Source organism: Microbulbifer agarilyticus (genome assembly GCF_001999945.1).
Classification (GTDB): Bacteria; Pseudomonadota; Gammaproteobacteria; order Pseudomonadales; family Cellvibrionaceae; genus Microbulbifer; species Microbulbifer agarilyticus_A.
The window spans coordinates 2,693,057-2,710,953 of record NZ_CP019650.1 but is presented as its reverse complement, the minus strand read 5'-3'; the positions used below and the strand labels follow the sequence as shown (position 1 = coordinate 2,710,953).

15 protein-coding genes are annotated in these 17,897 nt (G+C 50.6%); 13 read left to right on the top strand and 2 right to left on the bottom strand.

Features of this window, described 5'->3' with window-relative positions; genetic code table 11:
- Positions 1-5: 5 nt before the first annotated feature.
- From lpdA to Mag101_RS11135, 8 genes are all read left to right on the top strand, one after another.
- Positions 6-1,424 carry a dihydrolipoyl dehydrogenase gene (lpdA, locus tag Mag101_RS11170; protein WP_077404834.1) on the top strand — a complete coding sequence of 473 codons (1,419 nt, stop codon included), beginning with the start codon at positions 6-8 and terminating at the stop codon, positions 1,422-1,424.
- A 10-nt stretch (positions 1,425-1,434) separates the two neighbouring features.
- Positions 1,435-1,860, top strand: a complete 426-nt coding sequence (locus tag Mag101_RS11165) for a Zn-ribbon domain-containing OB-fold protein (protein WP_077404831.1) — start codon at positions 1,435-1,437, stop codon at positions 1,858-1,860.
- 106 nt (positions 1,861-1,966) lie between these two features.
- Positions 1,967-3,109 carry a thiolase family protein gene (locus Mag101_RS11160; RefSeq protein ID WP_077404828.1) on the top strand — a complete coding sequence of 381 codons (1,143 nt, stop codon included), beginning with the start codon at positions 1,967-1,969 and terminating at the stop codon, positions 3,107-3,109.
- 30 nt (positions 3,110-3,139) lie between these two features.
- Positions 3,140-4,525 carry an aromatic ring-hydroxylating oxygenase subunit alpha gene (locus Mag101_RS11155; protein ID WP_077404826.1) on the top strand — a complete coding sequence of 462 codons (1,386 nt, stop codon included), beginning with the start codon at positions 3,140-3,142 and terminating at the stop codon, positions 4,523-4,525.
- Positions 4,526-4,552: 27 nt separating this feature from the next.
- A complete protein-coding gene (locus Mag101_RS11150; protein ID WP_077404823.1) occupies positions 4,553-5,329 on the top strand; it encodes an SDR family NAD(P)-dependent oxidoreductase in 777 nt (258 codons plus the stop codon).
- 55 nt (positions 5,330-5,384) lie between these two features.
- Positions 5,385-7,004, top strand: a complete 1,620-nt coding sequence (locus Mag101_RS11145) for an AMP-binding protein (protein WP_077404820.1) — start codon at positions 5,385-5,387, stop codon at positions 7,002-7,004.
- Positions 7,005-7,030: 26 nt separating this feature from the next.
- Positions 7,031-7,786, top strand: a complete 756-nt coding sequence (locus tag Mag101_RS11140) for an SDR family NAD(P)-dependent oxidoreductase (RefSeq protein WP_077404818.1) — start codon at positions 7,031-7,033, stop codon at positions 7,784-7,786.
- Positions 7,787-7,855: 69 nt separating this feature from the next.
- Complete coding sequence (locus Mag101_RS11135) at positions 7,856-8,371, top strand: pyridoxamine 5'-phosphate oxidase family protein (protein WP_232324997.1); 516 nt, start codon at positions 7,856-7,858, stop codon at positions 8,369-8,371.
- Between the two features lie 125 nt (positions 8,372-8,496).
- Here the strand turns inward: Mag101_RS11135 and Mag101_RS11130 are convergent, their stop codons facing one another.
- Positions 8,497-9,753 carry a cytochrome P450 gene (locus tag Mag101_RS11130; RefSeq protein WP_077404815.1) on the bottom strand — a complete coding sequence of 419 codons (1,257 nt, stop codon included), beginning with the start codon at positions 9,751-9,753 and terminating at the stop codon, positions 8,497-8,499.
- 265 nt (positions 9,754-10,018) lie between these two features.
- Positions 10,019-10,543, bottom strand: a complete 525-nt coding sequence (locus tag Mag101_RS11125) for a hypothetical protein (protein ID WP_077404812.1) — start codon at positions 10,541-10,543, stop codon at positions 10,019-10,021.
- Between the two features lie 596 nt (positions 10,544-11,139).
- On the opposite strand from Mag101_RS11125, the gene Mag101_RS11120 reads away from it, so the two are divergent.
- The 5 genes from Mag101_RS11120 to Mag101_RS11100 all read left to right on the top strand — a co-directional run bounded on the left by Mag101_RS11120 (position 11,140) and on the right by Mag101_RS11100 (position 17,533).
- The gene (locus tag Mag101_RS11120) at positions 11,140-11,910 is read left to right on the top strand and encodes an SDR family oxidoreductase (protein WP_077404809.1); all 771 of its coding nucleotides are present in this window, start codon (positions 11,140-11,142) and stop codon (positions 11,908-11,910) included.
- A 35-nt stretch (positions 11,911-11,945) separates the two neighbouring features.
- Positions 11,946-12,464, top strand: a complete 519-nt coding sequence (locus Mag101_RS11115; protein ID WP_077404807.1) for a nuclear transport factor 2 family protein — start codon at positions 11,946-11,948, stop codon at positions 12,462-12,464.
- A 75-nt stretch (positions 12,465-12,539) separates the two neighbouring features.
- On the top strand, positions 12,540-13,982 hold the full coding sequence (locus Mag101_RS11110) for a carotenoid oxygenase family protein (RefSeq protein WP_077404804.1): 1,443 nt from the start codon (positions 12,540-12,542) through the stop codon (positions 13,980-13,982).
- 113 nt (positions 13,983-14,095) lie between these two features.
- Positions 14,096-14,515 carry a GFA family protein gene (locus tag Mag101_RS11105; RefSeq protein WP_232324996.1) on the top strand — a complete coding sequence of 140 codons (420 nt, stop codon included), beginning with the start codon at positions 14,096-14,098 and terminating at the stop codon, positions 14,513-14,515.
- A gap of 738 nt (positions 14,516-15,253) precedes the next feature.
- The gene (locus tag Mag101_RS11100) at positions 15,254-17,533 is read left to right on the top strand and encodes a TonB-dependent receptor (protein WP_198039976.1); all 2,280 of its coding nucleotides are present in this window, start codon (positions 15,254-15,256) and stop codon (positions 17,531-17,533) included.
- Positions 17,534-17,897 lie beyond the last annotated feature (364 nt).

Sequence of the window (17,897 nt, the reverse complement as noted above, 5' to 3'; positions counted from 1 at the left end):
CAACTGTGGCAGAGAGAAAAAGTGATAAGCAATCATTCGATCTAGTTGTGGTGGGTGCCGGGCCGGGTGGGTATGTAGCCGCGATTCGTGCTGCGCAATTAGGCATGCGGGTGGCTCTGGTGGAGAGCCAGAACCTCGGTGGTACCTGCTTGAATTGGGGATGTATTCCTACCAAGAGCTTGTTGAAAAGTGCCGAAGTCTATCAGCAGATGAAAAATGCGGATGACTACGGGTTGACGATCAAGGAGCCCGGCTTTGATATCGAAAAAATTGTGCAAAGAAGCCGCAGTACCGCCGATCGTCTTAGTCAGGGTATTGGCTATCTCATGGATAAGAATGGTGTCCATGTCTTTGAAGGCTTTGGCAGTCTGATTGCGCACGATGCCGTCAGCGTTAGTGCTCATGGCGCTGCTGTTGCCACGATTACTGCACCCCACATTATTCTGGCAACTGGAGCCAGTCCCAAGATGATTCCGGGAGTGGCAACGGATAGCGAGCTAGTCTGGACCGCCCGTGAGGCGATGACGCCCAAAGTGGTGCCGGAATCCTTGCTAATCATCGGTGCAGGAGCAATCGGCATTGAATTTGCCAGCTTCTATAACACTTTTGGCAGCGACGTCACGTTGCTTGAAGTGGCTGATCGAATCTTGCCTCAGGAAGATGAAGAGATCTCCCGCTTGGCGATGCGCTCGTTCAAAAGGCGCGGTGTCCAATTTTCTCTCGGCGCACGCGTTCAGAATGTCGAGGTCAAAGACGGACGCGCGCACGCAACCTGGCAAGATGGTGCAGGCAACGCCCACAACGCGGTGTTTGACCGGGTGATTGTGGCGGCTGGCATTATCGCAAATACCCGCGGCCTTGGATTGGAAGCACAAGGCGTGGCCATGCAAAACGGGCAGGTCGTGGTTGATGAGTGGTCGCAAACCTCGGTCGAAGGTATTTATGCCATCGGGGATATGACCGCACCGCCGCTGTTGGCGCACAAAGCGAGTCATGAAGCCGTTACCTGCGTGGAGAAGATTGCGCTCACAGACAATCTGGAACCTCTCGATCCTCTATCCGTACCGTCCTGCATATACAGCTCGCCACAGATCGCGAGTGTCGGTTTGACGGAATCTCAGGCACGAGCGCAGGGGATTTCCGTACGCGTCGGAAAATTTGACCTTGGTAATCTTGGAAAGGCCCAGGCCATGGGCGATATGGAAGGCTTTGTTAAAACCGTATTCGACGCCGACACCGGCGAGCTAGTCGGCGCCCATATGATCGGGGCAGATGTTACTGAATTGATACAGGGTTATGTCATTGCCCGCAAAATGGAAACGACGGAAGAAGAGCTGATGGAAACGGTATTTGCCCATCCGACCATGTCGGAGGCCATGCATGAAGCCGTCCTCGATGCGTATGACCGTGCGATTCATCACTAGGGAGACGGTAATGTACAAAAATACCCCAATTGCCGAAGGGCTTTTTACCTGGCCTTCGAAAGAGCCTGCGTTGCTGGGCAGTCGCTGCCAGCAATGCAATATCGCTGAGTTTCCACAAAAGCCCAGTTGTCCTGCGTGTGGCAGTGTGGACGTGCAGGTCGAGGAGTTACCGCGAAAAGGAACCCTCTGGACCTGGACTATCCAGGGGTTTATGCCAAAAAAGCCATATCTTTCTGACGAAACTCCGGAGACGTTTACGCCCTACGGTGTCGGTTACATCGAATTACCTGGCGCGGTCTGCGTAGAGAGCCGGCTTCTCGAAAATAGCCCCGAGAAACTCAAGATCGGGATGGAAATGGAACTCGTGGTGGAAACGTTCCGACACGATGAGTCGGGAAACCCAGTCATGAGCTTTGCGTTTAAGGCTGTTGAATGACCGCCATTTGGCTGCGAATAGGCCGTTATCAGTCAGGTGAATGTATTTCTGGGCAGCGCTTGAAATGGCGCTAGCGACTCAGGAATACCTGGAATAGGGGGAAGTGATGGACGTTGCAATTGTTGGAATCGGGATACACCCATTTGGTCGGACTGCGGGCTTAAGTGGCCTTCAGCAGGGGGCGTACGCCGCGCGTTTGGCCTTGAAGGATGCTGGTGTCGAATGGAAAGACATGCAGTTTGGTTTTGGTGGCAGCGCCAGCGCCGGCAGCGCCGATGCGTTGGTGAATGAACTTGGTTTAACCGGCTTGCCATTTATCAATGTTGCCAACGGTTGTGCCACCGGCGGCAGCGCGTTGATCTCTGCTTTCAATGCGATCAAATCTGGCGAATACGACATCGGTATGGTGACTGGCTTCGACAAGCATGAGCGCGGTGCCTTCAACGCGGACCCCAAACAAATGGGTATCGGGGAATGGTATGGCGAAGTGGGCTTGATGATGACAACCCAGTTTTTCGCCATGAAAATCCAACGGTATATGAATGCCTACGGAATCAGCAGTAATACCTTGGCGAAGGTTGCACAAAAAGCATTTTCCAATGGTGCAAAGAACCCGAATGCCTGGCGTCGCGAAGAGATTCCGCTGGATGTTATTAGTGACTCTCCGATGATTAGCCACCCCCTTACCAAATTTATGTTTTGCGCCCCCGGAGAAGGTGGCGTTGCACTCGTTCTGTGCCGAGCTGATACCGCCCGTCGTTACACCGATAAACCCATATATCTCAAATCGGCGGCGGTGCGGTCGCGACGCTATGGCTCATTTGAAGTATTTGCACCGTCTCAGGCCCTTAAGCAGGTAGACGGGCCCACTGTTGATGCGTCGCGGGCTGCGTTCGAAGCTGCCGGGGTGGGTCCGCAAGATATTGATGTGCTACAGCTACAGGATACCGAATCTGGTGCGGAAGTGATGCACATGGCAGAGAACGGCTTCTGTGAACACGGCGAGCAAGAGGTACTGATCCAAGCCGGCGAAACCGGCATCGAAGGAAAGCTCCCCATCAATACCGATGGTGGCTGCCTGGCAAATGGTGAGCCTATCGGTGCAACTGGCTTGCGTCAGGTCTATGAGACTTGTGTACAGCTCCGCGGAGAGGCAGGTGAACGTCAGGTTCCCAATACCCCCAAGGTCGGTTACACACATGTATACGGGGCCCCGGGTATTAGTGCAGTAACAATTTTGCAACGCTAGGTAGCAACAACAAGAAGAAGAGGCATAGCCATGTCAGAACAAGTGGAACTGAGCCCAGAAGATATTATTGCCCGCAGTCCTTCTGAGTCCTTCCAGGACTTACTGAAGCGGGAAACGGTTAATGTACCAGATGCGCTGCGGGAGAGTACCGAGACCTACTTGGGATCGGAAGATCTCGCTGTCGAGCGCTATACCTCTAAAGATTTCTTTGATCTCGAAGTGGAGAAAGTCTGGCGCAAGTCCTGGCAGATCGCATGTCGGGAGAACCGCTTGCGCAAACCTGGGGACTATTTTGTCTACGACATTGTTAATGACTCCATTCTGCTGACACGTACTGAGTCTGGTGCACTAAAAGCGTTCCACAACTCCTGTCTGCATCGCGGTAGGGTGCTGAAGCGTGGCGCTGGAAATAGCGACAATCTTCGTTGCCCCTACCATGGCTGGTCCTGGGATCTCGAAGGTGAGTTTCTTGGGGCACCCTGTCAGTGGGATTTCCCACATGTTACCAAGGAGAACAGCAAACTCCATGAGGTGAAGGTCGACACCTGGGGTGGATGGGTGTTTATCAATATGGACGAAGATGCTCCATCGCTTAGGGAGTATATGGAAGTCCTTCCTAACCACATGGATCAGTGGAAGCACGAACAGCGTTTTGTCTCACTACATATCGAAAAAGTGATTGCCTGTAATTGGAAAGTCGCACTTGAAGCGTTTATCGAATCCTATCACGCGATCGCAACACATCCGCAATTGATGTCATTCCAGGGTATTGATAATTCCCAGTATGACATCTGGGGAGACCATGTCAGTAGAACCATCAGTGCGTATGGTGTAGCCAACCCCAGCCATGCAGAGCAATTTACCGAGCAGCAGTCGCTGGACGCAATGATGGAGCTGATCGGCGTACCTGACCGCCCACAACTCGCACCGGGGCAGACTGCGCGCGAGATGTATGCAGCACTTAACCTTCCGGTAGCAAACGAGCAGGCCGGAGAGGACTTTGCTGGTCGCACTACCATGTCAGAGCTGATGGACTCGACGCTCTACCTGCTATTCCCGAACTTTGCGCCATGGGCTGGCAACGGCACCGTTATTACTTATCGGCATCGGCCGAATGGTGATGATGTCGACAGTTGCATCATGGAAATTTTCCTGTTGACCCGCTATCCGCAAGGAACCGATTCACCTGCGGATGCGCCGACATTCCGTCTTGGTATCGATCAGCCGTTTAGTGAAGCGGCAGAGGTCATGGGTGCGGGATTTGCCAATGTTTTTAATCAAGATGGTGCGAACCTTCCGCAAGTGCAGAAAGGATTGAAGGCATCAAAGAAAGGTGCGGTAACTCTGGGTAATTATCAGGAGGTGCGAATCAGGCACTTCCACCAAACGCTGGACAAGTATCTGCAGGCCAAATAGCTACGCGACCAATTAGGGGACAAGTTTATGAATAAATTACTGGAACCCTTTTCTCTCGAAGGAAAGGTCGCCCTGGTTACCGGCGCGTCGAGTGGCTTTGGCTTGCACTTCGCGCAGGTGTTAGCCGACGCCGGTGCGAAAGTCGCACTAGCCGCTCGTCGAACTGACTTGCTGGAATCTGCGCGCGATGCAATTGTTGACCGCGGTGGTGAGGCGATGGCGGTCACTATGGATGTGACTGATTCGGCGAGTATACGCGCTGCATTTGATCAGGTTGAACAGCAGTTCGGCACGGTTACGGTGGTCATCAACAACGCAGGCATTTCGATTGCGCAGTTGCTGCTCGAAGCTACTGATAGTGATTGGAACGACGTACTGAATACCAATCTCAACGGTGTTGCTTTTGTCTCACGGGAAGCCGCTAATCGCCTGGTTGCAGCTGACATGGGCGGCAGCATCGTCAATATCGCCTCAATTACCGCCAACCGCCTGCAAAAGATGCTCAGTAGTTATGCATCCGCTAAAGCCGCAGTGGTTCAGTTTACTAAGGCGGCCGCACTGGAACTGGCTGAGCACAACATTCGTGTGAATGCCATCTGTCCTGGGTACTTCAGTACTCCATTGATTAGTGAATGGCTGAAAACAAAGGACGGACAGGCATTGGTAAACCGTATTCCGATGCGCCGTACGGGAGAGCTTAGTGAGCTAAATGGGCCGCTACTTCTACTGGCATCTGATGCTGGTTCACTAATGACAGGCTCATCCATCACCGTGGATGGTGGTCATTTACTATCAGGGCTCTAAGCAAGGGCTGTCGTAGTTACATCTGGATTGACTTACTCAGCGAGGGACCATAACGATGATTAATCCCCTGACAAAAGCGCGTATTCAGCGCGACGAGCAGTATTGGTCAAACACTACCATTTCAGATGGTGCGTGGGAGAAGGCCGCTTCCACACCGGACGATGTGGCGATTTACCTGGAAAATGAAGCCCCGATAACCTACGGCTCCGTCGCGTTACAAGCCAGGCGTCTGATCACAGGTCTAAGAACACTCGGTCTCGTGCAGGGCGACGTGATTAGCTTCCAATTGCCAAATTGGCGTGAGTCGGTGGTTCTGGACATCGCTGCGTCGGCAATGGGACTCATCGTCAATCCTGTGATTCCGATATACCGGGACCGTGAGCTGCGCTTTATTCTCAAAGATGCCGGGACAAAGCTGATATTTATTCCCGAAAAAATTCGTAGTTTGGAATTTCCTTCGATGATTGCCTCCCTGCGGCCAGAGCTTCCCGACCTCAAATATGTAGTCACGGCACGCGCCGAGGGAAGTTATGAAGATACTCTTCGGTTCGAAGATCTATTGGACAACCCTCCCGCAGATTTCGATAGCTTGCCGGATGTCGATCCCAGCTCGGTGAAGACGATCCTATATACATCTGGAACCACCGGAACTCCGAAGGCCGTACTGCACAGCCACAATACATTGGCCCGGGTCATCCAGAACTCCGTGGATTGTTGGGGGCTCAGTGAAGGCGACATTATGTTGATGCCTTCACCTGTCACGCATATTACGGGCTATGGCTCCGGTATGGTATTGCCATTTATCTCCCCGGTGAAATCGGCATTGATGGCTCGCTGGGATGCGGACGCAGCCGTCGAATATATCCAGCGTGTCGGCGCCTCAGCTAGTGTAGGTGCCACCCCTTTCCTGGTAGAACTGCTGGCAGCGGCAAAGCGCCACAAAACCCGCTTACCGACGATGCGACTTTTCGCCTGTGGCGGTGCCGCTGTGCCCCCTCAGGTTATCCACCGGTGCTATGAAGAACTAGAGAATTGTCGTGCATTCCGCGTCTATGGCAGTACGGAAACCCCAGTTATTACGCAGGGGTTTGTTAAGGACGGAGAGCAAAGCCTCGCGGCGGAAACGGACGGTATGATCTATGGGTACGAGGTAAAGATTGTCGACGATGAAGGCAATGAAGTACCGATAGGTATCGATGGGGAGATCACCGCCCGTGGTGCAGGCATGATGCTCGGCTATGCAGACCCGGAACAGGACCGGGAAGCACACGACAAGGATGGCTTTTTCTATACGGGCGATATCGGTATGCGAACAGAAGACAACGCGATTCTGATCACCGATCGAAAGAAGGACATCATTATCCGCGGTGGTGAGAATTTGAGCGCAAAAGAAATTGAGGATGTATTACATGACCATCCTCAGATTAGGGAGGCGGCAGTTGTTGCCATGCCGCACTACAGGCTCGGTGAGGGTGTGTGTGCATTCGTGATTCCGGTTTCCGGTGACCACAAGCTCGATCTCCCACGGATAGCGGCGTTTGCCGATAGAGCTGCATTGGCGAAACAAAAAATTCCTGAGCATGTAGAGATTGTTGAGGACTTGCCCAGAACTCCTAGTGGAAAAGTAAAGAAAGATATTCTCCGTAAAGAAATTGCCGATATGTTTTTAGGCTAAACCATAATTTTTCAAGGGATGACAAAATGGGAACGTTAACCGGAAAGACTGCGGTTGTAATCGGTGCCTCCGGCACACAAAACTTTGGCTCTGCGATTGCTCGTCGGCTGGCGGCTGAGGGTGCGAACGTTGTTGTCGCCGCTAGGAGGCAGGAACCATTGGAATCGCTGGCGAGTGAGATTGGTGGTCTGGCAGTTGCCTGTGATATCACGGATGAAGATCAGATTCAGGGGCTGTTTGATACTGCGTTAAAAGAGTACGGTAACGTGGATATTGCGGTTAATTCTGCAGGAATTCACGCCGCGGGATTGATCGATGATCTCACTGCGGAGCAGATTCGTCCGACCTTGGAAATTAGTTTTATTGGTGCACTGCTATTTTTCAAGTGGGCTGCCAAGGCAATGAATCACGGTGGCTCAGTGGTGACTATTTCCTCCCTCACGGCAAGGATTCCCGGCCCGGAAATGGCGGTATACGCGGGTGCTCGATCGGGTATTGACTACGCGCTGAAAGTTGCGGCTGTTGAATATGCGGCGAAGAAAATTCGTTTCAACTCCATTGCTGCCGGTTTGATCGAGACTGATATGACTGCTCCCTTCTTTGGTGTAGAACCGTTGATTGATGCCTTTGTCGCCGATACGCCTGCAGGACGTATGGGTACCGTCGATGACATTGCAGAGGCAGCATTGTATCTGGCCGATGAATCGCGCTCCGGTTTTGTGAATGGTCAATTGATGGACCTCTCCGGCGGGCAACAAATGGGCCATTTGCCGCGTCTCTAGTGGTTTCGGCTACCGTTTGTGGGAGCCAGGCTTAATAACAAATCGAATAATCTTTATGGGAGGGCGGATATGTCCAACGATATGCAGGGTTATGAAGACGTAACGATCTATGGTTTATCCGAGGAGCGGGAGAACGAACTACTAACTAAGCAGATTGAATGTAATTTTATCTGGACCAATAGAGAGGGGCATGGTCTTGGGGTGATTATGAATTACATCGCCAAGAATGGCTCCATCTGGGTTACGGCCACTAGCCAGAGACCGCGGGTCAAGGCTCTGCGCAGGGACCCGCGCGCATCCGTAGTGATATCGAGTATGGGTACTGATATGGGGCCGGGTAAAACCGTGACTTATAAGGGACGGGTAAAGATTCACGAAGATCAAGCCACCAAGGATTGGTTCTATCCCGCGATGGCGAAGATCATCTCGCCTTATCCCGCACCTACTGAAGAGGCGGCGATTGCGCACCTGGATACCCCATTACGGGTGATTATCGAGTTGATTCCAGAGAAGACGATCAAGTTTGATGGGGATAGTATTGCGAAATCATCACATGAAGGAACCATTCCAGGGACATCGTCCTGAATATTCGGGAATACCCCTTCACGTTCACCAATTTGGAGAAGCAAAAAAACAGGCGCGATTAGCGCCTGTTTTTTGTTGCAATACGGTAAATGAATATGAACTCCGCGTAATGGCCTCTGTCTGGGTTAAGGATCGATGATAACTGGAATCTCTTCCAAGCCTCGGAGAAGAAGGTGAGGCATATACTCGAGTTTATCCGCCGGACAAGCAAGACGGAAATTACTGCTACTTTCTAGGAGTTTCTCCCAGGCAATGATCATTTCCAGCTTGGAAAGATGTTGACCGATGCAGACATGTGAACCGAAACCAAAGGCTATATGACGATTGACGTTCTTTCTGGTCAAGTCGAATTGTTGCGGGTTCGCAAACATCTTCTCGTCATGATTCGACGAGAAGTATTTTAGTAGCACCATGCTGCCAGCTGGGATCGTGACATCGCCAAGGGTGTAATCCGCCTTACAGACTCGCCACATATTGGAAGTAGGAGATGCAATCCGCAGCGATTCCTCCACGAGTGCTGGGATGAGTGATGGATCATCACGCACCATCTTTTGCTGTTCGGGATGCATACACAGCTGACGCATGCCTTCTGCGAGGGTCGCCGTGGTCGTTTCATTACCGGCAACCATGAACTGGGTACAGTGGGATAGCTGCTCTTCGATCGTAAGAGGACGGCCCTCGTAGGTTGCGTGGGCTACGCGTGTCAACAGATCGTCCTGCGGGTGCTTTCTGCGTTCGTCAAGTGCCTCAACGAACCACTCATATTCATCTTTTAGACCGGCGTGAGCGTTTAGCAGGGTTTCTTTGTCGCCCAACTGAGAGAATACAGTAACGTTATCCACCGTCCATTTGAACGCGAGATCACGCATCTCGAGAGGCATGCCAAGCACGTGCATAATGACTGAAAGCGGCAGTGGACGTGTGAACTTCTCAATGAAGTTAAAAGCCTGTCCTTTTGGAAGGTCACGGATGAGTTGATCGGTGAATTCACTTATCCATGGTCGGTATTTGGCCAAGTTCTTGGCCAGGAAGAAATCTCTGAGCTCATCGCGGTAGATCTTATGCTGTGGATCGTCAATCGTAAGTAGAGTCCCTTTGCCGAGGTCATATGTATTGGCCATTGCCGCCGCAACATCCTCATCTATTGCTTTGTCCGCACCTTGGGCAAGGGCAAAATCATTGGTAAATACATCAGGCTTTTTGTGTGCCTCACGTACGAGTTCATAGGTTGAGACGATATAGATACCGGAAGACGGGTCCTGGTAGACGGGTGCCTTCTCACGCAGGGTTTTGTCAAAGTGATACGGGCACTTGAGTGTCTCGGAGTCAAACAACGGCATTTCAGCCAAAGATTGTGGATCTTCTAGGGTTGCCTCAGTCATGTGCTTTTCCTCGTTATTGTCCAAGCATGATGCGGTACAAGAAAGCGTCTAATTCTGTGTTTCAACGTGTCTCATGATATTAGCAGGGGAATCTAAATAAAAACAAGCGTGACGGTTTGTTTTTATCTGCTTCTTGATCTGGATCAAGCGTGGCGGGTAAAGGGAGGGGGCAAAAAAGGAGGATGCTCCATGTGAGCATCCTCAGGCAGGCCTGCGAGTAGGCACCGCCCGTCAGGCGGGCGGTGCAGAGTAATTCGTGATGATTCTATTGTTCTGGTTGCAATGCTTCGCTATTAATCGCATCGGAGGTTTTGTCTCGCATGGAGCCACCATCAAATGAAATGGTTTTCTCGGGAACGACTTCGATAATGATGCGCTCTGGTGTATCCAGAAACTGCACAAACAAATCGGGTGTTGGAGCCGGGTTATTGGTGTGCCGGGCAAAGTCAGGGTAGAACCAGTCTTTCGTCTCCTGGTCAGTGTGCAATATCGCGTGGCCCTTAAAGGTAATGGACTGGCTGACGTCGATGTCTGTACCGGCGCTTGAAATGACAACACTGCAACGATTATCTCTTGCGAGGGCTTTCATACGTGCGCGTTGGGCGGTAGCGGTACACCAGATACGGCCATTGCGCCATATATAGCTCATGGTTACGCCCATGCCATGTCCGGCCTTATTGGTCCAGATAAACGTTAATTCGTTTTGCTTACGTAGGAGTGCCTCTTCTCTATCGTTGGTAAGCCCATACATAGTCACGTCATCATAGTTTTTTACATGGCTATCACTCATGGGGTTTTCTCTCCTGCTTATTTTACCAATCTACAGTTACTTCACCGAAATATGCTGTTGCTGTTAGAGCTGTGTTAGATCGAAATGGCTAGTCATATTTTCATTGCAAGCTGAAATTCGTGACATATGCGACTTTACCGTCATGGGCGATCTGGCCCGATGTTCTATACAGTGAATCTTTCCTTCTGATTCAAATGCGTTAAAAAACAGTACACATTGACTGTTTATCTGATAAGGTACAGATCAAACATAGGGAATGCAAGCGTGCTACTTACGGTAAGAGCACACTTTCATCAGGTCTGATGACAGGATGTTTGCCGGTATGAGTATCGAAAGAGATATGTGCGGTATTCGCGAAATATCCTCTAATACCGGCGTAGATGTTCCCTGGCATAGGGCGGTTCTTGAGAAGCTGAGTGATTCGATATTTGTTTGGCGTAAATTTCGACCTTTGTGGAACTGCGCGAAATATGCAACCAACAAGCAATCACGGCTGTTCAACGTCTTATCGTGATTCGATGCGCAAAATTTTTATATGTGGTACAAACTTTCAGGAAGTCTTAATAAATTAAAATAATACGAGGCTCAGTTACTTCATGGGACGTGTAGATAGTAAGGTAGCGATTATCACGGGTGCTGCATCTGGCTTGGGGCTCGCATCAGCGAAGCGGTTGGCTGAAGAGGGTGCCTCGGTGATTATGGCGGATATCGACGTTGCACGCGGAGAGGTTGAAGCAGCAAAGATCGATGGTGCAGCGTTTGTAAAACTGGACGTCACGAGTGAATCCGCTTGGGAGACTCTGGTCGATGACGTAGTTTCGGACTACGGATCGTTGGATATTCTTCTCAATTGCGCCGGTATTGCCGAGCTGGCCACGATTGAGCAGACGACTGAATCGCTATGGCGCAAAGTCAACGCGGTGGGCACCGACGGTACATTTTTCGGGTGTAAGCACGCCCTTCGTGTGATGAAAACGCAAGGGCGGGGGTCAATCATCAATATGTGCTCCACTGCGAGCATCCAGGGCGGGCCAGCAATTTTTGCTTATGCCGCGTCCAAGAGTGCTATTCGAGGCATGACTAAGTCAGTCGCCTGTTTAAGTGCTCAGGCTGGTTATGGCGTTCGCTGTAATTCTATCCATCCTGGCAATATGTCCACACCAATGCTCGATACGATGTACAACATCGTTCTTGAGCACGATCCCGTAACTGCTGCGCAGATGAAGAAAAGCTGGGTTGGCGATCCAATGGATGTAGCTAATATGGTGCTTTTCCTCTCCTCAGATGAGTCGGTATCTGTCAATGGAGCAGAAATGGTGGTCGATAATACGGTGACCATTACCGAGGGTATGGTTCCAAAAGTATAACTAGATCTACGCGTCCGCTTCTCAGAGATTAACCAATGAATGAAACTGATTTGCTCGAGTTAGAGTCTTCGTTTCGTGCCAGTTACTACGCTTACGCCGAAGGACTTGATCGAAAAAACTGGCAAAAGGTACGGCGCTGCTTTGCCGATGAACTGTATCTTGATTATGGCCCCGCCGTTGATCCAACAGTTTCGCCAGATAAGCCCAAGAATGCGGATGAGTGGGTTGACCGGTTGCGCCACAACATCGGTGGGTTTGACCTAACGCACCACGTAATTACAAATTTTCGCGTAGATGTGTCGGGCGAGTTACCAAGCTGTAAAGCCTATATGGTCGCAGACCATATTATTTTTCCCGATGCATCGATGCCGGTGGCCGGGCCCGAAGATGTTATTACCGTGATCGGTGAGTACACCAATTCCTATCAGCGAATTGGTGGAGAGTGGAAAATTTTGAAATCACGCCTTGAGGTATTTGGATCAAAGGGTAATTTGGATTTGTTTGCGCGTGCGATGGAACGCGTAACCAACACAGAGGTATCTGCGGCCCTATAGAGGAAGTGTACGCAGAGTGTTGGCGCTACTCGTGGTAAGGCGACTTTAAAAAAAGGATAAGTTAGGAGTTTAGCGATGGTTACACGGCCGGAGATGGATCTTTCACGTTTTCCCTACCTACAGGGGAATTATGCCCCTGTTTTGGAAGAGTCAACATTTGATGAGGGGGAAGGCGGGCTGCGAGTTGAGGGTAAACTCCCGGAGAATATTACCGGTGCCTTCATGCGAAATGGTCCAAACGTTGCCTGGCAGCCAGATCACTACGTGTATCCAGTGGATGGCGACGGCATGATCCATGCGGTCTATTTTAAGGATGGCCGCGTGCATTATCGCAATCGCTGGGTGAGAACACAGTGGTTTAAAGTCGAAGAACAGTTGAAACGTGCCTGTTGGGGGAGTCACGGGAAGCCATTCCCTGTAGATGAAGAGACCATTGCTGCCGGAGGCTCACCCAGCCCGATGAAAAACCCAGCAAATACCAATGTTCTCCTTCATGGAGGCAAGCTGTTTGCGCTGTTTGAGGCGGGGTTTCCTCATATCATGAGTCCAGACCTCTCTTCTGCAGATGAATATAACTATGATGGTTTGTTGACAGCCGGTGAAGGGTTAACAGCGCATCCAAAAATCTGCGGCCGGACCGGCGAGCTTATCTCGAATACACAAACCTTTACGCCTCCGTATTTCACCGTCCAAATATTCGACAAGTCTGGGGCACACAAGCGCTCCATTCCCATACACGGTATGCACCGCCGCGCAATGGTCCACGATATGCAAATTTGTGGGGACTATATCGTCGGATTTTTCGCGCCAGCGTTTCCGGATATCGAAGCGGCGATGAAAGGCAAAAATCCGTTCGTCTGGGAAGGCGACCGGGCCACCCGAATATTTGTAGTCCATCGAGATGGCGGAGAGCCGCAGTGGTTCGAGGCGCCAACGTTCTTCAGCTGGCATTTCTGTAATGGTTTCCAGAGTGGGCAAAAGCTCTACATTGACTATGTGTGGATGAAGAGCATGCCGGTATCCAATGATTTGGGTACAGGTGTCGAATCACAGATGCGGAATATGCACAGACTGACACTGGACCTGAAGTCTGGTGCAGTGACGGATGAGAAGGTGGGGGCTACCTACTGCGAATTTTCTCGATCTGATGATCGTCGATGTGGACAGCCCTATCGTTATGGCTTTGCTGCCGCGGCTACCGAGGCGTGGGGTGAAAGTCCTAATCATGGCTATAACGGCACAATTGCATACGATATGGATACTGGTAAATCTACGCTCTGGGACTACGGTGCGGGTGCGAATGCTGGGGAACCGGTACATATCCCTAATCCAGACAGCGAGAACGAAGAGGATGGTTATCTGATGACGTATGTTAATCATCCTAAAGAGGGACGTTATCTTGCCATACTGAGCGCAGGGAATGTGGGTAGTGGTCCCATTGCAAAGGTGTATATCCCGTCGCGGGTGCCGAATGGATTCCATGCAAATTGGATGAACGGTTTGACATTAAACGGTTAGCAAATAAGAAGATGAAGCTTTGCGCCGTATAGCTGTTGCCCTTAGCTCGAAAGAGTAGTTTCCGGTTTAAAGAGGTCCTGGATTAGTCGTAAACGACAATGGAGTAGTTAGTTATGACAAGTATTGTGAAAGGCGGATGTCTTTGTGGAGAGATTCGTTACGAATTTCCGCGGGAGCATGTGTTAACGGCGCTGCATTGCCACTGCAAAGACTGTCAAAGAGTGAGTGGTAGCGGCAAAGTGACGATTGTCCTTATCTCCTCAGAAGCTTTGACCAAGCGTGGTAGTCTCAACAGCTATACCACAGAAGGCACGGACGGCTCCCATGTGTCGCGGGGCTTTTGTCCGACCTGTGGGTCTCAGGTTCTCAGCAATGTCGAGGAGCTGGATACGGTCACATTCATCAAAGCAGGTTCACTCGACGATAGCAGTTGGGTGCAGGTGGGCACCAGTTGTTGGAGCTCTTCTGCTGCGCATTGGTCCCCAGTGGATAGTGAGCTGCCTGCATTCGAAAAGAACCCGGATCTACGGTAAGTCTTTGAGTGCTCTCGGCTTATTCAAGATAGCGGTTTCAACGTGAGCGCTACTTAGAAAGGACTTTTGATTATTTGAGAGTCCATTCGCTCTATTTGTGAGATTTTGCGAGATTCTTTAGAGGCGCGATCTTTCTATAGATCAAGTGTCACAGGTTGAAGGGTCATTTCCTACTCTACGAAAGCACAGTTCTATCCCCCCTCATTTCATCTCGAGAGAATTTTCTTTTCCTATCATCCAAATCCTGGATTTTTTCTTCTCTTATGTGGGAAGAATCGTCTTAATTTCCAGCGCGTGGTGTGCCTCTGCTTCCTTCACTGTTTACGCTCAACGCGCAATAAAATCTTGATAAAAATCAAATGGATGGGCACGCATTGGTAATATTTTATTCACATGCCGTGGTTGTTTTTTTGCGCACCGGACTTTGCGCCAGACCATTTTTCTTGAAATTAAAGTAAAAAGCCGCTTGCCATGGGACCAATTCGCTGTATAGCATAAACAGTACGTCCTGATTGTTTTGTGGTAGGGCTGATATTGGTTACACAGCATAAAAATTAAACCGCTGACCAATATCGAGTTGTTCAAGTGCCACCGGGGTCAAGGGGCTGATCTTCCCAAGGGAAGGACTGCAACCCGGTGGGGAACCACGAAAAGCGATGGGAGAGACAAATGCGCGCTACAAGGAAACTAAACAAGATTACCGCTGGGATGGCTTTGGCAGGCTCAGTGTCCACCCTCATGGCGATGCCACTTTTGGGGCATGCTCAAGAAGAGAAGGTTGCTCTCGAGGAAGTTACGGTTACCGCACGCAAGCGGACAGAATCCCTGCAGGATGTTGCGGTCTCGGTTACCGCGATCTCGACACAGCTGAAAAATGCGGCAGTGAAAAGTCTGCAAGATATCAATAATTACTCCCCTAATGTGAATTTCGACTTTGGTCCTGCGAGTGCCAATGGTGCTGCAATTTCCATCCGTGGTATTAGCCATCAGGATCCCGATAAGAGTATGGAAGCCCCGGTCGGCGTGATCGTGGACGGCGTGTTTATGGGCACCACCGCTGGCCAACTGATGGACAGCTTTGATCTGGAGCGGGTTGAGGTTTTGCGTGGTCCCCAGGGGACCCTGTTTGGTAAGAATACGACTGGCGGCGCGGTGAACGTTATTCGCTCAAAGCCGACCAAAGAGTATGGCGCGAAGCTTCAATTGGGAGTCGGCGACTTCGGTCTTCTGGAAACCAAGGCGATAGTAAATACACCGCTTACCGAATCTGGTGGTCTCAAGCTTTCTGTTAACAAAAAACAAAGTGACGGTTACTGGAAAAATACCACCACCGGCAAAGATGCTGGGGGGTTGGACTCTCTCAAGTTGGGCGTCGCTGTCGCGTTCGATGTGACAGAGAACTTCGACGTATTGTTCTCTTATGATCGAATTGATGATGATTCCGAGCGTGGCGCATTCTCGAACTTCAATGCAGATGACAGTATTGCTTGCCTGGTCAGTGTAGGTGGCCTGTTTATTCCTGGTATTGTGGATATACCCGCGGATCCTACCAACCCTGAGTTTGGTTCCGGATGTATGAGTATGGACCAGGGAAGCGATGAGGATCGTGTATCCACAAATGGCCCGAACACTGGTGCGATCGAGGAAGACTTCGTAACGCTGACCATGAACTGGGGTCTGGGCGATTGGCAGTTGACGTCTGTCACCGGTTATCAGGACCGTCAGGAAGCGTACAACTATGAGTGGGATTCGAGCCCGGTACAGCTTCTGACGGTTACGGGTGGCCATGAATACTCTCAGTTGAGCCAGGAGCTGCGCATCAACGGCCAGTTCAACGAAAATGTAAACCTTACCGCTGGTGTCTACTATTTCGAGTCCGATGCGAGGCAGCATCAGGATAGCTTCAATATGTGGTACTACCTAGGCTTTGGTCCCGGCTTTGCTATCCCTGATGGTATGGGCGGCGTGGTGCCTTTCCCACTCCCCATTGACGATGTGAGTGCAAATCTCGATGGCTCCGTTGACAGTGAAGCCAGTGCGCTATTCGCTAGCTTGGACTGGGCGCTAACGGACGATCTCTCGTTGAACCTTGGTGGTCGATATACCTGGGAAGAGAAGAGTTTTACCGGCGGAGCCGGTGGTTGGGATTCTCAAATTCTGGGGCAGGGGTTTGTTCCCCCTGGACCTGTACGCAATTTGGCGGATGATTGGAACGAGTTTTCTCCGCGTATCGCCCTGCAATACAACCTGACTGATGATGTAATGACCTTTGCGTCCTATGCCAAAGGATTCAAGAGCGGTGGCTTCTTTGCTCGAACGCAAAATGTCGCAGCGATTGCATCATTTGACCCAGAGTATGTCGATACGTATGAAGCCGGTCTCAAGAGCGAATGGCTTGATAGCCGTGTTCGCTTCAACGCGACCGCATTTATGACCGACTACACGGACAAGCAGGAAGAGATTCTTGTTCCGGAAGAAGGTGGCCAGGTAAATACGATTGTACGTAACGCCGGTGATGTGGAAATTTCAGGGCTAGAGCTCGAGCTGCAGGCGGCACTTACTACCGACCTGAGCATCTACATGATGGCCGGTATTCTAGATGCTGAATACAATGAGTTCTTTGCGGATGTTGATGGTGAGGCATTCCCGGGTGAAGGCGCGATTCCGACCGATAACACTTACTTGAAACTACGCAATACTCCGGATAGTACTTTCGGTGCAGGTTTCGATTATTATCGTGAAACGCCACTTGGCGAGTTGTCAGTGAACTATAGCTACCGCTGGTCCGATGAATATGAGAGCGAGTTCTTCAATGATCCTCGCGGGCATATTGACTCGATGGGGCTGCATAGCCTGAGCACAAATCTCACGATCGACGAGTCCTATCAGATCAGTCTCTATGGCCGAAATTTGACGAACGAACGCTACGCACGTTTGGTGAAGATCGGCGGGCTCTCCCAGATGGGTATGTACAACGCTCCTCGCACATACGGACTGCAGTTTACTGCTGATTTCTAGAGCGCTCTGGTCGATGCGGTGAAGGACTTTCTAATCTCTGGAAGTTCTTCACCCACGCTTTCTTTTTACCAGCTTTCTACACCTTTTTCGCATCCTCGAGAAATAGTTGCACTCGAGATGGGGGTAGGGAAGTTTTGGTAAACCAATAAATTAATCCACTAGCTACTACCGAATCTCTTTGATTCGGCCATCTTTTTCACATCCAAATTAAGCCCCAGTTTCCGCACAACTCGCTTGTGAAATACGCTAGCAATTTGTATTGCAACAAAAATAGATATGGCTATATTATAAACCGTACATCCTGATTGTTTTGTGTGCATGAATGGTATTTTGGTGAAGGTGGTTCAGTGGTAATCAATGAAAA

What these genes read in the sequence shown, in the direction of transcription:
- Mag101_RS11165 (WP_077404831.1), top strand. Translation starts at nt 1,435, where the DNA reads ATGTACAAAAATACCCCAATTGCCGAAGGGCTTTTTACCTGGCCTTCG.
- Mag101_RS11160 (WP_077404828.1), top strand. Translation starts at nt 1,967, where the DNA reads ATGGACGTTGCAATTGTTGGAATCGGGATACACCCATTTGGTCGGACT.
- Mag101_RS11155 (WP_077404826.1), top strand. Translation starts at nt 3,140, where the DNA reads ATGTCAGAACAAGTGGAACTGAGCCCAGAAGATATTATTGCCCGCAGT.
- Mag101_RS11150 (WP_077404823.1), top strand. Translation starts at nt 4,553, where the DNA reads ATGAATAAATTACTGGAACCCTTTTCTCTCGAAGGAAAGGTCGCCCTG.
- Mag101_RS11145 (WP_077404820.1), top strand. Translation starts at nt 5,385, where the DNA reads ATGATTAATCCCCTGACAAAAGCGCGTATTCAGCGCGACGAGCAGTAT.
- Mag101_RS11140 (WP_077404818.1), top strand. Translation starts at nt 7,031, where the DNA reads ATGGGAACGTTAACCGGAAAGACTGCGGTTGTAATCGGTGCCTCCGGC.
- Mag101_RS11135 (WP_232324997.1), top strand. Translation starts at nt 7,856, where the DNA reads ATGTCCAACGATATGCAGGGTTATGAAGACGTAACGATCTATGGTTTA.
- Mag101_RS11130 (WP_077404815.1), bottom strand. Translation starts at nt 9,753, where the DNA reads ATGACTGAGGCAACCCTAGAAGATCCACAATCTTTGGCTGAAATGCCG.
- Mag101_RS11125 (WP_077404812.1), bottom strand. Translation starts at nt 10,543, where the DNA reads ATGAGTGATAGCCATGTAAAAAACTATGATGACGTGACTATGTATGGG.
- Mag101_RS11120 (WP_077404809.1), top strand. Translation starts at nt 11,140, where the DNA reads ATGGGACGTGTAGATAGTAAGGTAGCGATTATCACGGGTGCTGCATCT.
- Mag101_RS11115 (WP_077404807.1), top strand. Translation starts at nt 11,946, where the DNA reads ATGAATGAAACTGATTTGCTCGAGTTAGAGTCTTCGTTTCGTGCCAGT.
- Mag101_RS11110 (WP_077404804.1), top strand. Translation starts at nt 12,540, where the DNA reads ATGGTTACACGGCCGGAGATGGATCTTTCACGTTTTCCCTACCTACAG.
- Mag101_RS11105 (WP_232324996.1), top strand. Translation starts at nt 14,096, where the DNA reads ATGACAAGTATTGTGAAAGGCGGATGTCTTTGTGGAGAGATTCGTTAC.
- Mag101_RS11100 (WP_198039976.1), top strand. Translation starts at nt 15,254, where the DNA reads ATGGCGATGCCACTTTTGGGGCATGCTCAAGAAGAGAAGGTTGCTCTC.